Origin of the sequence: Klebsiella sp. Shm-1 (assembly GCF_040804525.1) — a bacterium.
GTDB lineage: Bacteria > Pseudomonadota > Gammaproteobacteria > Enterobacterales > Enterobacteriaceae > Klebsiella > Klebsiella pneumoniae.
Window position 1 is genome coordinate 3,422,386 of the sequence record NZ_CP161823.1, and the last position, 22,435, is coordinate 3,444,820.

Below are 22,435 nucleotides of genomic sequence, written 5' to 3' on the forward strand. Positions count from 1 at the left end.
CCATCAGCAATTGGTCAGTGTGCCTGCCGGTGCGTTTCCGCCCGGCGCGCGCTGGCGATAATCTTTGCGGCTGTCTTCCTGGCTCAGCCGCTGCTCCAGTTCAGCAAAAGCGGCCTGCTGTTCCTGCAGGGAGGCTTCCAGCTCAGCAATGCGCGCATCCTGCGCAGACTGGGAGTGATCAGTACGTTCGCTCAGGTTTTGCTGTTCAGTAGCAATCAGCTCCACCGCGCGATGCACGTCAGAAAAACGCGCTTCATCGTTCTGTTCTTTTTTGGTGAACATCGCGGCAACGCGGGAAAACAGGGAGGGTTTTTCGTACTGGACTTCTTCCCACTCGATCAGCGTTTCTTCTGCGGCGGTAAAGAGGTTTTCAGGGTTTTGCTTGCGGCCTGCCAGGGGGTTACTTCTGGCGCTGGCGCTAAACTGCAGCATTTCAGTACCGAGGCTTGCGGGATCATCCGTCGCCGCCAGGCCAACCAGGTAGGCTTTGCCGGTATCGGCAAAACTGGTATTGACCTCCATCGAGGTAAACAGCTTTTGCAGATTACGGGTATACGCCACCAGGTCCTCTGACGGGGTGATCCACGCATACAGGGCCAGCTTCCCTTTCAGCGGGTCGTCTGTAATCTCCTCTGCCTCCAGCTTATCCACGGTCCCGAAACGGCGGAAAGGGCTATCAGGGGTGTAACCCTTGATGTGCTCCAGATTAATCAACGCGGTATACACCTGCGGGTCATAGCTCGCCGCCATCTGTTCCAGCCAGGCACGCTCAATATTGCGCCCGTCTGTCGTTGCCCCTTCCACACCGATGCGGAAGCGCTTTGCTTTTACAGCCATGTGCCGACTCCATCAAATAACTCTGTGAGGCCTTATGGTTGCTGCGATGGAGGGGGTGAAACAACGCGCGGACCTTGTGCGGTAAACCATACAAAGGCCAGCCGGGGAAAGGCGCCAGGCAAGGCCGTATGTTTGTGCCATGGAAACGATGACCCCCGCAGACCTCGATCCCCGCAGGCAGGCATTACTGCTGTATTTTCAGGGATACCGCGTAGCCCGCATTGCTGAAATGCTGGGCGAAAAAGTTGCAACCGTTCACAGCTGGAAAAAGCGCGACAAGTGGGGCGAATATGGCCCACTCGATCAGATGCAGCTCACCACTGCCGCCCGCTATTGCCAGCTCATCATGAAGGAGCACAAGGAAGGGAAAGACTTTAAAGAAATAGACCTGCTGGCGCGCCAATCCGAGCGCCACGCCCGCATCGGTAAATTTAACAACGGCGGTAATGAGGCGGACCTTAACCCCAACGTGCAAAACCGCAACCGCGGCCCCCGCAAGACACCAGAAAAGAACCTGTTTACTGACGAACAGATCGAAAAGCTGGAAGAAATTTTCCGCAACGGAATGTTTGAATATCAGCGCCACTGGTGGGAAGCAGGAATTAAGCACCGCATCCGCAACGTGCTTAAATCGCGCCAGATCGGCGCTACGTATTATTTCGCGCGTGAAGCGCTGATGGACGCCCTGATGACAGGGCGAAACCAGATTTTCCTGTCAGCCAGTAAAGCCCAGGCGCATGTTTTTAAGCAGTACATCATCGAGTTTGCCAAAGAAGTCGACGTGGACTTAAAAGGCGATCCCATGGTGCTGCCAAACGGCGCCACGCTGTATTTTCTCGGGACTAACGCCCGCACCGCACAGAGCTACCACGGCAACCTGTATCTTGATGAGTATTTCTGGATCCCGAAATTTCAGGAGCTACGTAAGGTCGCCTCCGGCATGGCGCTGCACAAGAAATGGCGCCAGACCTATTTCTCAACACCTTCCAGCCTGACGCACAGCGCTTACCCGTTCTGGTCCGGCACCCTGTTCAATCGCGGGCGGGCAAAAGCTGATCGGGTTGATATCGACCTGACCCACTCAGCCCTTGCTGCCGGTCTGCTTTGCGCTGACGGTCAGTTCAGACAGATCGTGACGGTGGAGGACGCCGTGCGCGGTGGCTGCAACCTGTTCGACCTCGACCAGCTGCGCCTGGAGTACAGCCCCGACGAGTACCAGAACCTGCTGATGTGTGAGTTCATCGACGATCTCGCCTCCGTTTTCCCACTGGCTGACCTGCAGGCCTGCATGGTGGACAGCTGGGAAGTCTGGGAAGACTTTCAGGCGCTGGCCCTGCGTCCGTTCGGCTGGCGCGAAGTCTGGATCGGCTATGACCCGGCGAAAGGTACCCAGAACGGTGACAGCGCTGGCTGCGTAGTCATTGCCCCGCCGACGGTGCCCGGCGGTAAGTTCCGCATCCTTGAGCGTCATCAGTGGCGCGGAATGGACTTCCGCGCCCAGGCAGAGGCCATCCGCAAACTGACTCAGCAGTATAACGTGACCTACATCGGCATTGACTCCACCGGCGTCGGTCACGGTGTTTATGAAAACGTAAAAGGCTTTTTCCCTGCCGTGCGGGAGTTTGTCTATAACCCCAACGTCAAAAACGCCCTGGTGCTCAAGGCATACGACATTATCAGCCACCGCCGTCTGGAGTTTGACGCCGGGCATACCGACATTGCGCAGTCATTTATGGCTATCCGCCGCGCCACCACCGCCAGCGGAAACCGCCCTACCTACGAAGCCAGCCGCAGCGAAGAAGCCAGCCACGCAGATTTGGCCTGGGCAACGATGCACGCACTGTTTAACGAACCGCTGCAGGGCGAAGCCGCCAATACCAGCAACATTGTGGAGATTTTTTAATGAGAAAGAGTAAGAAGCACCACGCTGCGGTTACGAATCACATACAGCATGAAAGCAAAACATCAGCCGAAGTATTCAGCTTTGGTGATCCCGTTCCTGTTCTGGACCGCCGTGAACTGCTGGACTATGTTGAATGCGTACAGATGGACCGCTGGTATGAACCTCCGGTGAGTTTTGACGGACTGGCGCGGACCTATCGCGCCGCTGTACATCACAGCTCACCGATTGCCGTTAAGCGTGACATTCTCAGCAGCACCTACATTCCGCACCCACTGCTGAGTCAGCAGGCTTTTACCCGTTTTGTGCAGGACTATCTTGTTTTTGGTAATGCCTACCTTGAAAAACGGACTAACCGGCTTGGCGGGGTCCTGTCACTGGATCCATCACTGGCAAAGTACACCCGGCGCGGGATTGACCTCGACACTTACTGGTTTGTGCAATACAGCATGACCACACAGCCGTATGAGTTCACCAAAGGCAGCATCTTTCACCTGATGGAACCGGACATTAACCAGGAAATTTACGGGCTGCCCGGCTACCTCTCCGCTATCCCTTCAACCCTGCTTAACGAATCTGCTACGCTATTTCGCCGTAAGTACTACATCAACGGCAGTCACGCCGGGTTCATCATGTATATGACCGACGCGGCGCAGAACCAGGAGGACGTGAACAATATCCGCCTGGCTATGAAAAGCGCCAAAGGCCCGGGCAACTTCCGCAACCTGTTTATGTATTCGCCAAACGGTAAAAAGGACGGCATCCAGATCATCCCGCTGTCGGAGGTTGCTGCAAAAGATGAGTTTCTGAATATCAAGAACGTGAGCCGTGATGACATGATGGCAGCACACCGTGTTCCACCGCAGATGATGGGGATTATGCCGAGTAACGTTGGTGGTTTTGGGGATGTCGAAAAGGCGAGTTTAGTGTTTGTTCGCAATGAGTTAATCCCCCTTCAAAAACGACTTGCGGAGCTAAATGAATGGATAGGAGAAACAGTAATTAGCTTTAATGAATATAAATTAAATTGATTAATTCAGTAGTAGCAAAATTATAGACGCTACTACTGAATAAACTCTACAAGTTGAATTTATGCATTCTTAGCTCATTCAGTTTACTCTCTTCAGAAATTCTCATTAAAGCTTCCTTAGCTTTTACAGAAACCGACCTTGTTTTCTCGTCAGCATTACTAATACGGCCAAATTTCAGACAAGTAGCAACATGGGATGTTAAATGATTTCCATGTAAACTTTTAAAATAATGATAATAATCGTCTTCAGTGGCACTGCTTAATACTTCTATATCATCATCATTCCAGCCATTTTGCCCACTGAGTACATCCAAAACCTCTCCTAAAGTGCGCTTTGGTGAATCAGTTAGATATACACCTTTAAATTTCTCAATAATTTCTTTATCTTTGATTGGTCTAATAAGATAAAAATCATCTACATCAAACAACTCAGTTTCACTTCGTCTTTCTTGAATATAATACGAAATCATCTCAGATGCCTTTGTATCCTCGCCTAGTTCACGGAAGACGCCGACAAGGCTATCAAGATCATTAGGCGATACTTGAGTTACACTATCTGTGAAGCACTTATAAAAATGAGAAACAACTTCTTCTACATTTTCATCAAAACTATTATGAAACAAATCCCATGCACTTCTAAATGAGTTTGCTTTTTTATTATCTAAAACCTGTTTATTTACAATCTTTATCGACTCACTAAGCTCTGTCATATCTATATATCCATTCCTGACTAGCTTGGCAATTTTCCTATCTAATTCATCAACTCTGGTAAAATTATAGCTCAGTAGAATACCCTTCCATTTCTTCTCTTCTTCTGTAGCATCCTTTTTACCTATTGAGTAAATACTTTCCATAGACTCCAGGAAATCTAAAGTGGGAATATCGTTATCTGATTTAGAGCAAAAATAGGCCCAATTCATTAATACAACCGTATGTAAAAATTGCATTTTAACTTCACTTTCGCAACCTTCAAAAGCACGCCATGCATTTTCTACATTTCGTTCTATTTTCTTTAAAATTCTAATATTCTTGATACCTAACGAAATAGTATATTGTGCTAACGGCTTATGGAAGTCTTTACTATTGTCATATGCTATCTGTGCAGATTCATTTGGTGTTGGTGAAAAATGCAATTCAATATCAATTACTTTCTCTTTGAATTTTTCATAATCAGCAACTTCTTTAGTACCATCATTGAGTAAAAGTATAACCTTACATTTCTTTTGTTCTTTTAACAAAGAAATAAGGCCTAACACATCTTTGAGTTCTAATGATGAGCCTTTACGTTCTAAATCATCTATGCAAATTAACGAATCTGACACAGACATAAATGACCATGCTTCTATGGCAGGAGCGGCAGACTTTATATACGGCAGCTCTTTCAATTTACTCCAAGAACCTCTCCCCAATATTTCAAGCATACCTAAAGTATTTTTTCTTAAACTATCTAAACTTGGATCATGTCCTATGGAATCTTTTGAAACTGCATTTTCAAAAATAGAATATTTCAATCTATCTAACGAAGATATGCCGAAAAGAGAAACATAAGAATAACGTGAAGCTGAAATCATATTTTCACTCTTCGCTTCCAGGAGAAATTTATTCCAACTAAATGTCTTGCCAACCCCCCACTCTCCTTTAATTGCCATAACCGAAGGGGCTGATTTAGAAACAAAGTTAAGAATTTGTTCTCTTACCACACTTAGTGACATGACTCACTCCTTGATTGCAAATGTAAACTATAGATATTACCTAAATTTTTAACCATGACATATAGAAGAGCTGAAAGATGGCTACTAGCGCGCGCTCGTATCCCCGCCACGCCTGCCCGCTTTATGGAGTGGTTTTCATGCAGGTGCATGATAGGCCAGAAAGCCCGCCAGTACTGGCGGCTCTGGCCCGTTGCGATCCTTTCTGGATCATGCGAATCCATGCACCATAGACATGCACTATCTTCTCAACATCAAGTGCGCTCTGTGGGAGGGAATGTCACAGAGAACAAAACGATTAATGCTTACATTCATCCTGACCTACCCCGTACTGATTTAACCTGTTCACCAGTTCGCTTGTCAGTTCTGACAACCACGAAATGGCAACCTCCTTATCGTCATCGCTACAATCTGAGCTGGCAACCAGCCGGGCCATAAGTTCTATCCGCTGCAGTGCAAGTGATTCCATGAACAAATCGTTCACAACTCCCTCCCAATATTACTGTTTATATATACAGTACATCATATAATTTTAAAGCTGAAATACTTTTTACTCAGCTAACCCTTTGATTAATCTATAACCTCATTCCTGCATTTTTCAGTACCACTGACGCCATTTGTCATCCTCCTGTAGACGCTGGTTCCGGTAGAACAGGCGCAGCCCGGCCCCAGATGGCAGACTTCCGCCACGCAGAAGCAGATCCACCTCCGTTTCACTCGCGTCAAATCCTCTAGACCGCAGCTCCGCATCAAGCTGCAGCCGTTGGTGTTCCGTAATTTCCTGTTTGTAGCCTTTACGGCGCTTCGGTTTGACCAGCCGCAGCCTTGCTGTCAGCTCACGCAGCTCTTTTTTACTCATGTTTTCGAAGTCCGGTAGCGCTGCAGGTTCTTTGCTGCCCGGTAATTCGCCCCCTGCCTGGTACATTTTTTTCAACAGGGGGACAGTTATTGCCACGAGTCCAAGGGGCGCAAGCGCCCTGGTCGGCTGCCGCCTCCTGAACGTCAACGGCCTTGCGAACCATCTTCCACTTGATTGCGTGCGTGCAGATCCGGCCCTCAATGATCGGGGACCAGATGCCATAGATACGAATACCGTGGTCGCCGTAGGCGCTCGGCTCATCGTTAAGCTCATATGCCGTTCTGACCAGGTGATGTTTGCGTGGAACCAGTACACCGCCTTGCTTCATGATGTAGGTAGCGAAACACCCGGCATCTGCAGCAGCCAGCACGGCATCCAGCCGGGGATTTTCCAGAACCGGCGCACCTGCTTTTTTATCGCCCTGCACTCTGCCCGCCTGACCCGCCAGCAAACGCAGCTCGCGGTATGCCTGGCGGCCCGGAATGCCGAAGAAACGGAACTGCTGGACACGATGCAGTGATGCCCAGGCGGTGACGTGCTCCGCACTGTCGCGCAATGATCTGCCCGTTTCCTTGCTGACTTCTTTAGCCAGCCCGCGTCCGTCGATATTCTTACTGATGTATTTTGCGATGTAGCTTGTCGGCGTGCCTTTGCGGGGGTTAATCAGCTCAGACTTGAAACGCGGCCCCGTATTGTTCCCCAGCTCCTCGCGGTCTTCCCGGATGGCAAATTTACGCAGCAGCGCGGTGATGGTCCGGCGCTCTTTTTTGCGCATGAAGCACAGCAGGTGCCAGTGTACGGTGCCGTCATGGTGTGGCTCTGCAACGCGGACGCCATACCACCGCAGCCCGGCCTTGTGCATGGCCTTGCGGAATGCGGCGAACGTTTCAACCAGATAGTCACTGCTCTGCCGGACCGTTTCGCTGGTCCACTTTGGATTTGGCCTGCCGTTGTTGAGGGTCGCGTGAAAGCGTGACGGGCAGGTGATGGTATAGAACACGGCGCAATCACTGCGCATTTCCGCGATAAGCTCCAGCCCTTTAACACAGGCCATCATCTCGTTGCGACGGTGCGCCGGATTGCTGTTGCTGGCGTTCACCACGTCTTCCATGTCCAGCGTGTCGCCGTCGGCATTCACCAGTTCATGCGACTGGAAAAACTCCAGCGACTTGCGCCGTTGTTCGCGCTTATGGATCACAGCTTCATAGCTGACATACGGGGACGCTTTCTTGTTGACCAGGCAGACGGCGCGCAACTGTTCCTCTCGCCACTCGCAGCGCATCTGCCACAATTTGTCATACCACCAGTCCGCGCACATCATGCGCAAAAGCGAAGGCGGGATCAGCTCATAGGGCACGGGCTTACGGCGGCGTTTCTTCCGGCGTAGTTTCTCAAAGGCTGGCGGGATAACCTCCAGACGCATGACCTCTGCCGCCACTCTCTCCCACGCCTGGCGGATTTCTTCGGGTTTCACGTCATCCGTGACAAAAAGATCACCGCAAGCCGCATCCAGACACATGCTCATGTGGGCGGCGACCAGGGTAGATAGACGCTTTATCTGCTCCTGATTCATTTCAGGTAAAACCAGCAAGCCTTCCAGCCCGTCATGGCTTGCCATAAAACGGAAGGAAGCAGACACCTGGCTGTCACGTACACGCGCCAGACGCTCAAGGCATGGCCTGATAGTTTCGCGCAGATAGCGGGAATACGCCTTTTCCCTGCCCAGGCCATGAAAATATTTAATCCGCTCCAGCAATGGCTTACTGATGTGTGATGGCTCGGCGTTTACATCGGCAATAATCACCAGGTCGGGATTTGCACGCTGTTGTTCCCGTGCCATTTTGGCGCGGCTGATGAGTTTGTCCTGCTCCATTTCACGCTGGACAGGATCACGGGACTCATTGAAGAAATAGCGTTCCCAGACCTCATCACTCAACGCCTCGCGGCGCAGCTTTTCCTGCTCGTTGTCCGCTGCATAGAGAGTGATCAGGTTTGAAAGCGCAGAACCCGGCGCAACGTCTGCCGGGTCGTGGTATGGATTGATGGCTTTTTTTGGGGCATTCCATGGGAAAACCACGGTGGCCTCAGTCGGGCCGCCTTTGTCTTTTATTAATTCAGGCATCACTGACAGGCTCCGAAGCTCACAGCGCGCCTCTGGTGTAATGCTTCCCTTTCAGCTCTGCGATTTCCTGGCACGTCACGCAGCACTGCACGCCCGGAATAGCTTGTCTGCGAGCTGTTGGGATTGGCGCGTCACAATCGATGCAAAGAACGCGGGCAATGCCCGGTTTTTTGACGCGGGCGTTCTGAATATGGCGCTGCAGGTTTTCTTCAACGCGCTGCTGGACGAGATCCATGGAATCAGCCATCAGTGCCAGTCCCCGCGTGATTCGGCTTCATAACGGGCAACTTCACGGCGCAGCAATTCCGCCGCCTCCACGCCGTTCATTCCCTCTTTTAGGATGTGGATAGCCAGCGCCTCCATGCGGAGGGAAACGGCAAAGGCACAGCTTTTGCGCTCATCCAGACGAGTGTCGTTAAACAACTGGAACAAACCAGCATCATCCGTTCCGGTTTTGTTGGTACAGGTTTTACTATTTCGCATCTTCAATTCTCCTGAATTTGGGCAAAAGAATGCCCGGCGGGTTTACGCCATTAATTTCTGTTGTGGGTTAATTCGGCATGGTTAGCCGTTTAGGGAATAAGCTCACCACTGCACGAAAATGGTTCATTGCCTTTATCAGCTCCCGCTTTTCGTCAGTCGTCAGCTCACTAATTTTGACGCTGTGACGATCTGTCGGAATGTTTGCCATAAAATAGATGGCGGCTAATGCACGCTTGTTTTGCTTATTGTTAGCGTCCCGTGGGTCACTCATATCTTCAATAAACCGCTCAAGCTCTGACTCAACGTTATGACCGAATACCTTTGCCCGTAATTCGGCTATGTGGTTCAGTCCCTCATAGCGCTCCCCTGGGCTTATCGAACGAGTCGTTGAAGCGCCTTCAATAGCCATGGCTTCCCCTTCTTCGTGGTAGACAGGCCAGCCAGTAATTCCGCCTGTGAGCGGGACGGGTGCCAGCGTTTACCATCCTTTCCTGCAATCCAGCCGTGACCGAAATGCATTCCAGGGCTTTGCTTAACCAGTAACGACGCAAATGATGGTTCGTTGTTCAGCATAAATACCTCAACTCAGTCCGAACGATGAGCCAAGGCCCGTCACGGTATCGACCACGCTCGCCATCGCTGGGTTTGCCTGCAAACGCGCCTGCAGAGAAATGGCTGTAAGAGCCATCAGCCGGGTAATGGAATTGACGCTCTCGACAACCTGACGTCGGGTGGTCGCGTTTAACTGAACACCAGAAACCGCACTGGCAGCCACACGTCCGATCTCAGCGGTGGCTTTCAGGACGTACTGAGGCATTTTCTCCCGTGCGACTTCATTGGTGGGCACACACGGCAGGCAATGGATCTGCGCCAGAAATCCATCAACTAGTGTTGAGTCCTCAGTCAGATCGGTTAGCAGCCAGATATCTGGCGCAGTCAGCAGGTGTGGTTGCTCCGGGTTGAGCTTATTACGCAGGGTTTGAACGTTCATACCTGCACGTTCTGCCAGCTTCGCCATGTTGTGGCGTAAAGCGAAAGCCCGGCAGGCTTCATTGAAATGGGGATGTTTTGATATGCGATAGTCAAACATAGTCAGTTGCTCCGTGAAGTCTCAAAATGGAACTAGTTGATAGTCACGTTGCAATCAGACAGGGCGTCTACCGTCATCGCAGCAATGTTAATCATTACTTTTTCACGCTTTTTGTCCTTGCGTAGGCGATGACGAAGCAACCGCCCATCTGCGAGCATGTCGTTGATGGTGTCGATAGATAAGCCAGTGAGTTCACTATATCTTTCGATAGTTACATGGGGGGTGATGAGAGTGATTGAAATGTTAGGTCTCATGATGCAACATTCCTCGTTTAGTAATGATTAATCAGGATGAATACTGATCGTTTGTATTTTGTGAACACGATAAACATACGATCACATCATGAAATCGTCAAGGTAAAAGTTCACCTGGAGTGACCATGAATCTGGAAAAAGGCGGCCGTGGTGCCATAGAGCGTATGGTTGAAGCTTATGGTTTCAAGACAAGACAAGCTTTGTGCGACCATTTGGGAATTTCAAAAAGTACCCTAGCAACACGCTATATGCGTGACTCTTTTCCGGCTGAGTGGGTGATTCAATGCTCCTTAGAAACTGGTATCTCTCTAAACTGGCTCACCACAGGACAAGGTTCAAAGCAAGGTTCACATAAAGCAAACACTAAAGAACTTGAAAAGCATGTTTTGACCAATGGGTCATTACGCAAAGACGGCTCATATGTTTTTGATGCAAGCTTTTTGCCTGATAATCTGAAAAATCCTGTTGTTGTGATCGACGGAACTTCAGAATTTATCTGCGATATGGATTATGGGGATGTGCGTGACGGCATGTGGGTAGTGAGTATTGATGGAGAGGTTGCTCTAAGGAGTTTGACACGTCTTCCAGGTAGCCGACTTCGCATAGATGGGGGCAATAGTTCATTCGAATGCGCAATTGCGGATATTGAGATACTTGCAAAAGTTTTGGTTAGTTGCCTCCGATAAAAGGAATTTTTATGACAACGATGTCTGAACCCAATGATGAACAGAATGAGAATGGTGATCTTAGGGCCGTAAAGCGTCTCTATGAGCTGACTATTCGCATAAGAGACTTTGAGATAACTCAGTTATCTCAACGTAATAATTTTTTCATGATTTTTCAGGGCGTTCTTTTCGCAGGTTTAGCCACCCTATACCAAAATGATAAGGGCGAAGCATTCGTTCCTTTCATTGCACTTGTTGGCCTGATTGTATCGTTCTATCAGATAGGAATTTCTTCTGGTGCAAAATATTGGCAAGAATATTGGGAAGAGGCTGTTAAAGAAATTGAGGAAGAATTACTCCGTGTGATGTCACTGAAAGGGCATGAAACACGTGAGAAAGTTTACCGCATATTCAGCATTTCGATGGTAGAAGTAGATGCTAAGGTCAAAGATCGATTAAATCGCTCTAGCACAAACAGGATAATAAAATTTTTAGTGTCTTGTAAATTTTCAGTTAGTCGCATACCAATATACACTGCTCTAACATTTTTCGCCCTTTGGCTATCCCTAGGTATATATAGTTTTGTTGGACGTCATTTCTTGATTCTTTGGATATAAGGAATATCAAATGGAAAACTTATACTACACACAGTTCAGCCATATAGATTTTAAAGATCCCTTCTTTGATTCACTAAAAAATGATTATCCGGACTTTGCAGGATGGATTGAAAAGAAAAAAAATGATCCATCAGCATTAGCCTATGTTCTTTTTAATGAACAAAATAATATTGAAGGTTTTTTATATCTGAAAATCGAAAATGAGAATGTTACTGATGTAACCCCTCAATTACCGATGAGAAAGCATCTAAAGGTTGGTACATTCAAATTTGAATCACGCGGAACTCTTCGAGGTGAACGTTTTATTAAGAAGATATTCGACCATGCTTTAGAATGCGATGCGGAAGATATTTATGTAACGGTTTATCCAAAACACGCTTATCTTATCAGGTTATTCAAGTCGTTTGGATTTGATACTGTTGGTTCGAAAGGTCCTGACGATAATGCGGAAGACGTTTTACTAAAAGAATTGCAGAACGTTCAGTTGACCGGGGATATAGTAAATGACTATCCATTCGTACATCATTCAGATAATAATAGAAAATACATCCTCTCGGTAGATCCCCATTACCATACAAATCTTTTCCCGGACTCCATACTCCGTACAGAATCTCCTAGCATTGTCAGCGACGTGTCGCATACGAATAGCATAAGAAAAATATATATTTGTGCTATGCACGGAGTTACATCATTTAGACCTAATGACCTTGTGTTAATCTATAGGACGAACAAAGGACTTTCCGGCCCAGCGTATTATAATTCAGTAATCACTTCGTTATGTGTGGTTAGCAATGTTAGGAATATCGATGAATTCGATACAGAAGACAGTTTCATAAATTATTGTAAAAAATATAGTGTTTTTGACATTAAAGATTTAAGTTATTTTTATCGTTCAAAAAAATATCCATTTATAGTTTCATTTACATATAATTTAGCTTTTCCTAAAAGACCAAATCGTGCTAAACTTATTTCTGAAGTTGGTTTGAATTCTAATGCCTACTGGGGGGTATTAGATTTATCCAACCAGCAATTTGAACATATTATTAAACTTGGTGAAGTAGATGAAAGTGTTATTATCAATTAAACCTGAATATGTTGAAAAGATTCTTGACGGAACAAAGAAGTTTGAATTCAGAAAAGGAATCTTCAAAAACCCAGATGTTAAATCTGTGGTTATTTACTCAACTATGCCTGTAGGTATGATTGTTGCTGAGTTTGATATCGCTGATGTTATAGAAGATAAACCAAGTAATGTATGGAAAAAAACTTGTCGGTATGCTGGTATTAGCAAACAGTTTTTTGATTCGTATTTTCACAGTAAAGAGAAAGCCTTTGCTATAAAAATTGGTGAGCTAAAAATTTACGATCAACCCCGCCACCTAAGCTCATTAGGCGACAACATTACTGCGCCACAGTCTTATCGCTATCTGTGATGTAGGTTGCCTCGAACATCATACATTGACACTGGTTATTCATACAGTAAAAATGCTCTCCAAATGGAGGGCATTTTTTATGGCAGTACGAAAACTCGACACAGGAAAATGGATTTGCGAATGCTACCCCGCCGGGCGTAGCGGGCGACGGGTGCGTAAGCAGTTTGCGACCAAAGGCGAGGCAATGGCTTTTGAACGCCACACAATGGATGAAACAGAAGCCAAGCCGTGGTTGGGTGAGTCAGTTGATCGCCGGACACTCAAAGACGTCGTAGAACTTTGGTTCAAACTGCACGGCAAATCCCTGACCGCTGGTGAGCACGTTTATGACAAGCTGATCCTGATGGTTGATGCCCTCGGAAATCCTCCTGCGACAGACCTCACATCTAAAATGTTTGCACACTACCGCGACAAACGTCTGACCGGAGAAATCTATTTCAGTGAGAAATGGAAGAATGGAGCCAGCCCAGTAACAATCAATCTGGAACAAAGTTATCTGAGTGGAGTGTTTAGCGAGCTGGCCCGGCTCGGAGAATGGAGCGCACCGAACCCACTGGAGAACATGCGCAAATTCACCATCGCCGAAAAAGAGATGGCCTGGCTGACACATGAGCAAATTACAGAACTCCTGGACGACTGCCATCGTCAAAGTGCCCTTCTCGCTTTGGTTGTCAAAATCTGCCTAAGCACCGGAGCACGCTGGCGCGAAGCGGTAAACCTCACACGCTCTCAGGTCACAAAGTACCGAATCACGTTTGTCAGGACCAAAGGTAAAAAGAACCGTAGCATTCCGATCAGCAAAGAGCTATATGAAGACATCACTGCCCTGGAGGGGTTCAAGTTCTTCACGGACTGCTATTTCCAGTTTTTGTCGGTGATGGAAAAAACCTCCATCGTGCTTCCGCGCGGACAGCTCACTCACGTTCTGCGTCATACGTTCGCAGCACACTTTATGATGTCAGGCGGGAACATCCTTGCCCTTCAGAAAATTCTAGGCCACCATGATATCAAAATGACGATGCGCTATGCTCATTTAGCCCCAGACCACCTAGAAACAGCACTTCGTTTCAATCCCCTCGCGACAATGCCAAATCAATTCATGTAGAATAAATATAGTAGTAGATACCTAATAACTAGCTTAAGGACATATTCATGCAGATCCCAATACCTACGCCAATCCATGATTTTAGCTTTAATATTAGCCTATTGCGTGGATTCATATATCAGACAGAAGCCGCAATTAGCGAAAATATAGGTAAATACGAAAAAGATGGGCCAGATACCTTTGTCATAGAAGAACATCCAGAAGATAACATTTACATCACATTAAACCACTACATGGGTATCGATGATCAGTCTTTCGACCTCGATAAAACTTTCAAAATACGTTACCCAAGCATAATGCGGCGATCAGCCTTCCTGACTATATTTGGTTTATTAGAACACGAAATGGAAAATTTCTGTAATATTTATTCCAAGGAAAAAAAAACGAATGTTAAATTATCTGATTTAAAGGGTTCTGGCTTTGAAAGAATAGACCTATTCTTGAAAAAGATAGTCGGCCTAACATCATCTACAAATTATCCTGAACTAAAAAAAATAATAAAACTTAGGAATAGCTGCGCCCATAACGATGCCCGCTTTGTCACAAACGACAACCAACCGATTAAAGAAATAGATGATCTAATCAAAAAATATCCAGCTCTGCTTGAAAAAGATGAAGAGCAAGTACTATTCAAAGGTGATGTCTTACTGACATTTCTCAAAGTATTTGAAGAATATATCAAAGAGATAGAAGCCGTGATTACCCCCCCTCGTCAAACTAAGAGTCTCTTTCAATAGTGGCGACAAAGTGGCGACAGCGGTTGGCATTACCCCCTAATCGCCACATTTCATCACCAACCTAACTTATTGAATATGTTACAAGTCATTGTTTTTACTAACCCGTTTACATAAATGGGTTTTTTGTTGCCTGGAATTTATGTCTTTCTTAATCAATTGATTAAAATCATACTTTTACACACATGGCGACAGGGGTTTTACCATTTCGGTGTCAGTCTTTGTTTTATGCCGTTTCAATCGCGTACAATAAATCAACCAAAGCAACCGCGCCGACATCATCCCAGCGTAAATAACTCGCTAAAGAACTTGTTCCTGAATCCTTCCCTAAAACTTTCTGACAGATCGCCTGATGATCGGCTGATGCAGAAACCCAAACACCTCCACTTTGTTGACAAAAGTAAGTAGAACCTTTTAAACCATCCCGCTGGATGCGCTTCTTCCAAGTATCCACCTGCTGCGTCGTGACTCTCAAACTCATCATTCACCCTCAGTAAATCAAGCATTGCCAGTTGATGAACCCATAAAATATCAGGATGAATTAGAGAGGAGAATATGAGTGTTTAATTTTTATCCTGACAAAACATTTAGCAGAACAGATGTCATGAGTCGCCCCACACCTGTTCCTGCAGCAAATGGTATTTATTTCTGGTGGTTCAAAGAGATCCCCTCTGGCGTGCCAACTGAAGGTTGTATAACTCAGAATGGATACACATTGCTCTATGTCGGCATTTCACCTGATAAAAAAGGCAAACCGAATAGCCGTGCCAATCTTCGACAACGCATCAAAACCCACTATAGCGGAAACGCCGAAGGCTCAACACTCAGACGTACGCTCGGAGTTTTACTGGCGACGGAAAGCAATTTCCCGCTCCGTCGGGTTGGTTCGGGAAAAAGAATGACTTTTACCCATCCTGGCGAGCAATGGCTAGACCGGTGGATGGATAAGAATGCCCGGGTATATTGGATTGAAGATGATGAACCATGGGTGTTGGAAGAAATGTTAATTGCCACTATTTCATTGCCATTAAACCTTCAAGGAAACAAACACACCTTTAAACCGATACTCTCAAGTATGCGCAGCAAAGCGATAGCAGAAGCCCAAACAATGGAGATCGCGGATGAAACAGGGTTTAGCAGGAGTGTAGTTACTGAGATGATTAAGCAAGCAGCGGAAGTAGAGTAATGCATTGAATCTAATTGATTTTTCAGCGCGATTTATGATGGTCGGTAGTAACATCTTTGTGCTACAGAAAAATCCTCGGCTAGCACATATAAAAATGGCCATGCGCCTTGCCCACCAGGAAAAGAGCCTACGCTTTCATCCCCCTGGCAATTGTGGATCAGCTTCCTATTGACGCTACTCATATGCACACCTGAAAGTTAGGAAGTAATATTAAGCCGGTCTTGATTATTAAGGATATATGATTATGAATGAGTTACAGAAACAGGGCGCAGAGCTTCGAACCAAAGCTAAAGAATTAGCACTTGCTGTTCTGGCCAAGCATCCTGATGGACAAAAAAATGGCAAAGGGATTAAACAATCTGAAGTATTCAGGCTCTGCGGCTTTGATTGGGGAGCAAAACCAAAAGCAACTAGCTCGAATCAGCAATATTGGGTTGTAGCGTTACTACGTGAACTGGAAGAAGATGGATTAGTCGAACAGATCAAAGAAAGTGGCCCATGGCGTTTAAGGTAAGTCGCTATGGGCCAAGTGGCGACAACGGTTTGGATTGCCCCGTTATTGCCACTTCTCACCACCAAACTAAATTATTGATTGTCTTGCAAGCCTTTGTTTTTACTAAATCGTTTACATAAATGGTTTTTTTGTTGCCTGCGTTTCACCCGCATGCACATCTCGCACCGCTTCAGCGCCTCTCTTCCTGCGCCCTCTCCCCTGCCAGCTGCCCGACCATCATGCGGATTGCCGCCTTCGACAGCGGCGCGCGGTCGGTGACAAAGTGCAAGGTCATCCCTTCAATAAAGGCGTCGAGACCGCGGGCGGTATCGGGGGCGAACCACTGCTCCAACGTCTGCTGGCTGCGCCGCATCCAGTTCTGCATCACCGCCTTCAGCGCCGGCTGACTGCTGCAGAACGCGTACAGCTGGTACATCAGCTCCATATTGCGCGCCGTGGTCACCTGGGCGCTGAAGATCAGATCCGCGATGGCATCGCAGGCTTGTTCCCGGTTCGTTACCCCGACGAAGCCTTGCTGATACTGCGCCGACATCTCGGCGGTAAACAGGCTGAACGCCTCCTCAATTAACGCCTCAATGCCGCTGAAATAGTAGGTCAGCGATCCCAGCGGCACATTCGCGCAGGTGGCGATTTTACGGTGCGTCACCGCATGGATGCCATGCGCCGCGATGGTATCCAGCGTCGCCTGCAGGATGCGCTCGCGGCGCTGCGGATCGTTTGGTCTACGGGCCATGATTTTCCTCTTCCGGTTTATGTACAAATGTACACTTACTTGCTACTGTTGTCTTCACTCTTCTCCTTTAAGGCGTTTACGGATGACGACGCAATCCTCGCGCAGAGCGCTGCAGCTTCGGCTATGGGCGCTGTTTATGTTCTTTTTCATCCCCGGCTTGTTAATGGCCTCCTGGGCCACCCGCACGCCGGCGATCCGCGATCTGTTGGCGCTATCCACCGCAGAGATGGGCGTGGTGCTGTTTGGTCTGTCGGTGGGGTCGATGAGCGGTATTCTCTGCTCGGCGTGGCTGGTGAAGCGCTTTGGTACCCGCAAGGTCATCCGCACCACCATGTCCTTCGCCGTGCTTGGCATGCTGGTGCTCAGCCTGGCGCTGTGGGTCACTTCCGCCCCGCTGTTCGCCTTCGGTCTGGCTATCTTCGGCGCCAGCTTCGGCTCCGCAGAGGTCGCTATTAACGTCGAAGGCGCGGCCATCGAGCGGGAGATGAATAAAACGGTGCTGCCGATGATGCATGGCTTCTACAGCTTTGGCACCCTGTTCGGCGCCGGGGTGGGCATGGCAGTGACCGGATTCGGTCTGCCGGCCGCCCCGCACATCCTGGCGGCTGCGCTGGTGGCTATCCTGCCCATCGCCATTGCTATCCGCGCCATTCCCGACGGCACCGGTAAAAATGCCGCCGAAGTCGCCCACGGTGAGGCGAAAGGTCTGCCGGTGTGGCGCGACGCGCAGCTGCTGCTGATCGGCGTCATTGTCCTGGCGATGGCCTTTGCCGAAGGCTCGGCCAACGACTGGCTGCCGCTGCTGATGGTGGATGGCCACGGCTTTAGCCCCACCTCCGGCTCCCTGATTTATGCCGGTTTCACCCTCGGCATGACGCTGGGCCGCTTTACCGGCGGCTGGTTTATCGATCGCTACAGCCGGGTGGCGGTGGTCCGCGGCAGCGCAGTGATGGGCGCCCTCGGCATAGGCCTGATCATCTTCGTCGATAACCCCTGGGTGGCGGGCATCTCGGTGCTGCTATGGGGCATTGGCGCCTCGCTCGGCTTCCCGCTGACCATCTCCGCCGCCAGCGATACCGGGCCGGACGCGCCCAAGCGCGTCAGCGTGGTGGCGATCACCGGCTATCTCGCTTTCCTCGTCGGGCCGCCGCTGCTGGGTTTCCTCGGCGAACACTTCGGCCTGCGCAGCGCCATGATGGTGGTGCTGGGTCTGGTGATGGCGGCGGCGCTGGTCGCCCGCGCGGTGGCTAAGCCACAATCTGAACCCGTTATGGAGAACAGCTAATGAGCATCAAACTGATTGCGGTGGATATGGACGGCACCTTTTTAAGCGATGCCAAAACTTATAACCGGCCGCGCTTCCTCGCCCAGTACCAGCGAATGCGCGAACAGAATATTCGCTTCGTGGTCGCCAGCGGCAACCAATATTATCAGCTGATCTCCTTTTTCCCGGAGATCGCCCATCAGATCGCCTTCGTGGCGGAAAACGGCGGCTGGGTGGTGAGCGGCAATGAAGACGTCTTCAACTGCCAACTGCCGGTTCACCACTTCAACGCCGTGGTCGACCATCTGCAGACGTTGCCGAATATCGAAATCATCGCCTGCGGGAAGCGCAGCGCCTACACCCTCAATCGCTACAACGACGCGCTGAAGACGGTGGCGGCGAAGTATTATCACCGCCTAGAACTGGTGGATGATTTTAACCATCTCGATGACACCATCCTCAAATTTGGTCTCAACGTGCCAGACAGCCTGATCCCGGAAATTCAGCCGAAGCTGCACGCGACGCTGGGGGACATGGTCACCGCGGTGGCCACCGGCTACGGCAGCATCGACTTAATTATCCCGGGTGTGCACAAAGCCAACGGGCTGCGCATTTTGCAGCAGCGCTGGGGCATTGAGGATCACGAGGTGGTGGCGTTCGGCGACAGCGGCAACGATATCGAAATGCTGCAGCACGCCGGGTTTGGCTTTGCCATGGCCAACGCCCGGGAAGACGTCAAAGCCGTCGCCCGCTATCAGGCGCCGCATAACAACGAAGAAGGTGTCCTGCAGATTATTGATAAGGTGTTGGATCGCGAAGCGCCGTTCGCCTGATAAGACCCGGATGCGAGCGCATCCGGGTTGAAAACAACTACCCCTGCTGCGAATTGCCGACGCTTTTATCTTTCAGAAAGTAAATCATCAGCCCCAGCCATAGTACCCCACCCAGCAGGTTAAACAGGCTGAACAGCCCGTTGCCGCCCAGCTCGTAAGCATGTTTGCTGAGCTCGATGCCGACGGTGAAGATCAGCATCTGCAGCATTCCCATCGCCGCCGAGACCGTGCCTTTACTCATCTCGCTGGCGAACAGGGTTAAACGCACCAGGCCGGCGTTCGCGAGGCCAATCCCGAAGGCGTAGAAGCTCAGACCGGCCGTCATCCACAGATAAGCGTGGGAAGAGACCACGGTCGCCGCCGCAGAGAGGATCAGGCCAAACATGATCGGCCAACCGCCCATGATAATCAGCGAGCGCACGGTCCGGCGCGCAGTCAGGCGCGCCAGCACCAGGTTGCCGGCAATCAGCGCCCCGAAAATCGGCACCTGCAGCATGCCGTACTCATAGCTGGTGGCCTGTTCGCCGCTGATAATAATCACCGGCGACTGGGCAATCCACGCCAGCAGCGGCAGGCTGACAAAGCCGGTGGCCAGCGCGCCGGCGACGAAGCGCAGGTTCTTCAGCACCAGCCGATAGTCGCGGCCCAGCTCTTTCACCGACAGCTTTTCGCCCAGCCGCGTCGCGGTCTCCGGCATCGCCCGCTGCAGGCCGAAGAACGAGATGGCCGCCAGCACGGCGAACAGGACAAACATCATCTCCCACGGCAGGACATGCACCCAGGCGGCGCCCACCAGCGGCCCCAGCAGCGGGGCAATCAGCGCCACGTTAGCCATCAGGGCGGTGATTTTGATACACACCGCCTCCTCAAAGGACTCCTGTATCGCCGCATAGCCCACCGCGCCAATAAAGCACAGGCTGATCCCCTGCAGGAAGCGCAGCAGGGTAAACTGCTCAATGGTCTGCGCCAGCAGCGTCGCCAGGCAGGTGACGATGAACCATACTACGCCGGTCAACATCACCGGACGGCGGCCAATACGATCCGACAGCGGCCCCAGCAGCCACTGTAAAAACATGCCGCCTGCCAGATAGGCAGTCATTGAGGTAGGTACCCATTCGTTGCCCACCTGAAATTCCTGCACCACGGCTAACATGCCCGGCTGAATCATATCGTTGCCGATATAAGTGGAAAACTCGTACAGCACCAGACATAACGGGAACAACAGCGCCTGCCTTCCGAGGCGGCGGCCTGAAAGCGAATAATTTTGCATGAAATCTCTTATCTATCAAAAATCGCGCAAAGTGTAATGAAACTCCCGGCGCGGAGATAGTGAATTGTGGGTGACACCGCACAATATTACGAGCCGTGCGCCATCGTCCTGCCTCTCCCCTGTTATTCAGCCTGTGTATATATTCCGTTTATGTTTCAGCAATGTGACAAACGATATACTGACGTTTTTCAGGCTGTTAGCCGTAGACTTTATGGTAGTGGATTTCATAACAACCTGATCTTTAAGACAATGCCGCCTTTATCTCCGCACCGCTTTTATTTAGGGTAGGCGGCTTAATTGCTATCGGACCAACGAGCCTGGAAGTCTATGCTGGAAAATATTAACTATGCGCTGTTCGCCCTGCTCAACGCGACGCCTGCCTCGCCGCAGTGGGCCATTGAGATGGCGATCTTCATCGCTAAAGATCTGATTCTGATCGTACCTCTGCTGGTGGTGACATTGTGGCTGTGGGGGCCTGCCCAGCGGCAGATGGTGTTTAAGCTGATGCTGGCGCTGACGATCAGCCTGACCGTGTCGTGGGCGATCGGCCACCTCTATCCGCACGATCGGCCGTTTGTCGCCGGCGTAGGCTATAACTTCCTGCACCACGCGGCGGACGACTCCTTCCCCAGCGACCATGGCACCGTCAGCTTTACCTTTGCCCTGGCCTTCCTGTTCTGGCATCGCCTGTGGTCCGGCGCCCTGCTGATGGCCATTGCCGCCGCCATCGCCTGGTCCCGTGTCTATCTCGGCGTGCACTGGCCGCTGGATATGGTCGGCGGGCTGCTGGCCGGGATGTGCGGCTGCCTTGGCGCGGCGCTGATCTGGCATACGTTCGGCCCGGCGCTATACCATCAGCTGCAGCGGCTGTATCGTCTCTGCTTCTCCTTGCCAATCCGCAAAGGTTGGGTGCGCGGCTAAACGCCGCCGTCGCTGCGGCCACCGCGTGACTAACCCGCAAGCGACAGGTAAAATCCCGCTAACGCCCTGCCCCCGCAGGGCGATTTTAGCGCAGAGGGAATATGGAAACTCGCCGTGACGAACGTATCAGTCAGCTCATTCAGGCACTTAAACGCAGCGATAAGCTGCATCTGAAAGAAGCCGCTTCCCTGCTTGGGGTGTCGGAAATGACCATTCGTCGCGACCTCAATGGCCACAGCGGCCCGGTTGTGCTGCTCGGCGGATACATTGTGCTGGAGCCGCGCAGCGCCACCCATTATCTGCTCAGCGATCAAAAAACCCGGCTGGTCGAGGAAAAACGCCGTGCCGCTCGCCATGCGGCCGCGCTGCTGGAGGCCCATCAGATGGCCTTCTTCGACTGCGGGACCACCACGCCGTGGATTATTGACGCCATTGACGATGCCCTGCCCTTCACCGGCGTCTGCTACTCCCTGAACACCTTTCTGGCCCTGCAGGAAAAACCCCAGTGCCGCGCGGTCCTGTGCGGTGGGGAGTTTCATGCCAGCAACGCGATTTTTATGCCACTGAGCCTTGAGGATACCCTCAGCCATCTGAGCCCTGATATCGCCTTTTACTCGGCGGCGGGGATCGACTGCGAGCAGGGGGCGACCTGCTATAACCTGGAAGAGCTGCCGGTTAAGCACTGGGCGATGCGTCACGCGCGCTACCACGTGCTGGTGGTCGACCACAGCAAGTTTGGCAAAGTGCGTCCGGCGCGCATGGGGGCGTTAGCGAAATTTGACGTGATCGCCAGCGATATCTGCCCGGATGATGAGCTGGTCGCGCTGGCGAAGGCGCAGCAGATTTCCCTACTGTATTGAAGCGTCGCTGCCCGCG

The 22,435-nt window shown here is 50.2% G+C and carries 26 protein-coding genes and 1 pseudogene; 14 read left to right on the forward strand and 13 right to left on the reverse strand.

Annotated elements, in window-relative coordinates:
• Window positions 1-3: 3 nt before the first annotated feature.
• Complete coding sequence (locus AB1E37_RS16880; RefSeq protein WP_004223903.1) at window positions 4-837, reverse strand: GPO family capsid scaffolding protein; 834 nt, start codon at window positions 835-837, stop codon at window positions 4-6.
• Window positions 838-976: 139 nt separating this feature from the next.
• On the opposite strand from AB1E37_RS16880, the gene AB1E37_RS16885 reads away from it, so the two are divergent.
• A complete protein-coding gene (locus tag AB1E37_RS16885) occupies window positions 977-2,740 on the forward strand; it encodes a terminase ATPase subunit family protein (protein WP_032448015.1) in 1,764 nt (587 codons plus the stop codon).
• On the forward strand, window positions 2,740-3,768 hold the full coding sequence (locus AB1E37_RS16890) for a phage portal protein (protein ID WP_004223897.1): 1,029 nt from the start codon (window positions 2,740-2,742) through the stop codon (window positions 3,766-3,768). Before AB1E37_RS16885 ends, AB1E37_RS16890 begins: the two co-directional genes overlap by 1 nt.
• A gap of 46 nt (window positions 3,769-3,814) precedes the next feature.
• Here AB1E37_RS16890 and AB1E37_RS16895 read toward each other — a convergent pair whose 3' ends face one another.
• The 9 genes and pseudogenes from AB1E37_RS16895 to AB1E37_RS16935 all read right to left on the reverse strand — a co-directional run bounded on the left by AB1E37_RS16895 (window position 3,815) and on the right by AB1E37_RS16935 (window position 10,284).
• Window positions 3,815-5,479, reverse strand: a complete 1,665-nt coding sequence (locus AB1E37_RS16895) for a P-loop NTPase fold protein (protein ID WP_032448014.1) — start codon at window positions 5,477-5,479, stop codon at window positions 3,815-3,817.
• Between the two features lie 295 nt (window positions 5,480-5,774).
• Complete coding sequence (locus AB1E37_RS16900; protein ID WP_004223887.1) at window positions 5,775-5,960, reverse strand: hypothetical protein; 186 nt, start codon at window positions 5,958-5,960, stop codon at window positions 5,775-5,777.
• A gap of 114 nt (window positions 5,961-6,074) precedes the next feature.
• Window positions 6,075-8,457, reverse strand: a pseudogene (locus AB1E37_RS16905) (replication endonuclease).
• 19 nt (window positions 8,458-8,476) lie between these two features.
• Window positions 8,477-8,704: a TraR/DksA family transcriptional regulator gene (locus AB1E37_RS16910; protein ID WP_004223883.1), complete on the reverse strand. Its 228-nt coding sequence runs from the start codon at window positions 8,702-8,704 to the stop codon at window positions 8,477-8,479.
• Window positions 8,704-8,940, reverse strand: coding sequence for a DUF2732 family protein (locus AB1E37_RS16915; RefSeq protein WP_004223882.1), 237 nt, complete (start codon window positions 8,938-8,940; stop codon window positions 8,704-8,706). The genes AB1E37_RS16910 and AB1E37_RS16915 overlap by 1 nt, the downstream gene beginning before the upstream one ends.
• 67 nt (window positions 8,941-9,007) lie before the next feature.
• Window positions 9,008-9,349, reverse strand: a complete 342-nt coding sequence (locus AB1E37_RS16920) for a DUF5347 family protein (protein ID WP_004223879.1) — start codon at window positions 9,347-9,349, stop codon at window positions 9,008-9,010.
• Window positions 9,313-9,513, reverse strand: a complete 201-nt coding sequence (locus AB1E37_RS16925) for a phage filamentation protein Fil family protein (protein WP_004223870.1) — start codon at window positions 9,511-9,513, stop codon at window positions 9,313-9,315. The genes AB1E37_RS16920 and AB1E37_RS16925 overlap by 37 nt, the downstream gene beginning before the upstream one ends.
• Before the next feature lie 7 nt (window positions 9,514-9,520).
• Entirely contained in the window at window positions 9,521-10,030 is a 510-nt protein-coding gene (locus AB1E37_RS16930; RefSeq protein ID WP_004223868.1) for a phage regulatory CII family protein, read from the reverse strand.
• Between the two features lie 32 nt (window positions 10,031-10,062).
• Window positions 10,063-10,284 carry a hypothetical protein gene (locus tag AB1E37_RS16935; RefSeq protein ID WP_004223867.1) on the reverse strand — a complete coding sequence of 74 codons (222 nt, stop codon included), beginning with the start codon at window positions 10,282-10,284 and terminating at the stop codon, window positions 10,063-10,065.
• Window positions 10,285-10,409: 125 nt separating this feature from the next.
• Between AB1E37_RS16935 and AB1E37_RS16940 the strand changes: the two genes are divergently transcribed.
• From AB1E37_RS16940 to AB1E37_RS16965, 6 genes are all read left to right on the forward strand, one after another.
• Window positions 10,410-10,970, forward strand: a complete 561-nt coding sequence (locus tag AB1E37_RS16940; RefSeq protein WP_004223865.1) for a phage repressor protein CI — start codon at window positions 10,410-10,412, stop codon at window positions 10,968-10,970.
• Between the two features lie 11 nt (window positions 10,971-10,981).
• Window positions 10,982-11,566 (forward strand): hypothetical protein, encoded by a 585-nt coding sequence (locus tag AB1E37_RS16945; protein WP_004223864.1) that lies wholly within the window; start codon window positions 10,982-10,984, stop codon window positions 11,564-11,566.
• A 10-nt stretch (window positions 11,567-11,576) separates the two neighbouring features.
• Window positions 11,577-12,650 (forward strand): hypothetical protein, encoded by a 1,074-nt coding sequence (locus tag AB1E37_RS16950; protein ID WP_004223862.1) that lies wholly within the window; start codon window positions 11,577-11,579, stop codon window positions 12,648-12,650.
• Window positions 12,628-12,999, forward strand: coding sequence for an ASCH domain-containing protein (locus tag AB1E37_RS16955; RefSeq protein WP_004223857.1), 372 nt, complete (start codon window positions 12,628-12,630; stop codon window positions 12,997-12,999). The genes AB1E37_RS16950 and AB1E37_RS16955 overlap by 23 nt, the downstream gene beginning before the upstream one ends.
• Window positions 13,000-13,078: 79 nt before the next feature.
• A complete protein-coding gene (locus tag AB1E37_RS16960) occupies window positions 13,079-14,104 on the forward strand; it encodes a tyrosine-type recombinase/integrase (RefSeq protein WP_004223856.1) in 1,026 nt (341 codons plus the stop codon).
• A 47-nt stretch (window positions 14,105-14,151) separates the two neighbouring features.
• Window positions 14,152-14,841: a hypothetical protein gene (locus tag AB1E37_RS16965; protein WP_004223855.1), complete on the forward strand. Its 690-nt coding sequence runs from the start codon at window positions 14,152-14,154 to the stop codon at window positions 14,839-14,841.
• Window positions 14,842-15,064: 223 nt separating this feature from the next.
• Here AB1E37_RS16965 and AB1E37_RS16970 read toward each other — a convergent pair whose 3' ends face one another.
• The gene (locus tag AB1E37_RS16970) at window positions 15,065-15,322 is read right to left on the reverse strand and encodes a hypothetical protein (RefSeq protein WP_123806901.1); all 258 of its coding nucleotides are present in this window, start codon (window positions 15,320-15,322) and stop codon (window positions 15,065-15,067) included.
• A gap of 75 nt (window positions 15,323-15,397) precedes the next feature.
• Here AB1E37_RS16970 and AB1E37_RS16975 point away from each other — a divergent pair, with 75 nt between their 5' ends.
• Together AB1E37_RS16975 and AB1E37_RS16980 are read left to right on the forward strand one after the other, a co-directional pair.
• Window positions 15,398-16,024, forward strand: a complete 627-nt coding sequence (locus AB1E37_RS16975; RefSeq protein ID WP_223271217.1) for a GIY-YIG nuclease family protein — start codon at window positions 15,398-15,400, stop codon at window positions 16,022-16,024.
• Between the two features lie 244 nt (window positions 16,025-16,268).
• Window positions 16,269-16,538 carry a hypothetical protein gene (locus tag AB1E37_RS16980; protein ID WP_004223848.1) on the forward strand — a complete coding sequence of 90 codons (270 nt, stop codon included), beginning with the start codon at window positions 16,269-16,271 and terminating at the stop codon, window positions 16,536-16,538.
• A gap of 169 nt (window positions 16,539-16,707) precedes the next feature.
• On the opposite strand, the gene AB1E37_RS16985 is transcribed toward AB1E37_RS16980, so the two are convergent.
• Window positions 16,708-17,271, reverse strand: a complete 564-nt coding sequence (locus AB1E37_RS16985; protein WP_004223846.1) for a TetR/AcrR family transcriptional regulator — start codon at window positions 17,269-17,271, stop codon at window positions 16,708-16,710.
• Between the two features lie 82 nt (window positions 17,272-17,353).
• Here AB1E37_RS16985 and AB1E37_RS16990 point away from each other — a divergent pair, with 82 nt between their 5' ends.
• Both AB1E37_RS16990 and AB1E37_RS16995 read left to right on the forward strand, forming a co-directional pair.
• Window positions 17,354-18,556 (forward strand): MFS transporter, encoded by a 1,203-nt coding sequence (locus AB1E37_RS16990; RefSeq protein WP_004212672.1) that lies wholly within the window; start codon window positions 17,354-17,356, stop codon window positions 18,554-18,556.
• Window positions 18,556-19,368, forward strand: a complete 813-nt coding sequence (locus AB1E37_RS16995; RefSeq protein WP_004179130.1) for a Cof-type HAD-IIB family hydrolase — start codon at window positions 18,556-18,558, stop codon at window positions 19,366-19,368. Before AB1E37_RS16990 ends, AB1E37_RS16995 begins: the two co-directional genes overlap by 1 nt.
• 37 nt (window positions 19,369-19,405) lie before the next feature.
• Here AB1E37_RS16995 and kdeA read toward each other — a convergent pair whose 3' ends face one another.
• Window positions 19,406-20,638 (reverse strand): multidrug efflux MFS transporter KdeA, encoded by a 1,233-nt coding sequence (gene kdeA / locus AB1E37_RS17000; protein ID WP_004151718.1) that lies wholly within the window; start codon window positions 20,636-20,638, stop codon window positions 19,406-19,408.
• Between the two features lie 327 nt (window positions 20,639-20,965).
• On the opposite strand from kdeA, the gene ybjG reads away from it, so the two are divergent.
• Both ybjG and deoR read left to right on the forward strand, forming a co-directional pair.
• A complete protein-coding gene (ybjG, locus tag AB1E37_RS17005; protein ID WP_004141974.1) occupies window positions 20,966-21,559 on the forward strand; it encodes an undecaprenyl-diphosphate phosphatase in 594 nt (197 codons plus the stop codon).
• 101 nt (window positions 21,560-21,660) lie between these two features.
• On the forward strand, window positions 21,661-22,419 hold the full coding sequence (gene deoR / locus AB1E37_RS17010; RefSeq protein WP_004151717.1) for a DNA-binding transcriptional repressor DeoR: 759 nt from the start codon (window positions 21,661-21,663) through the stop codon (window positions 22,417-22,419).
• The last annotated feature ends 16 nt before the right edge of the window (window positions 22,420-22,435 follow it).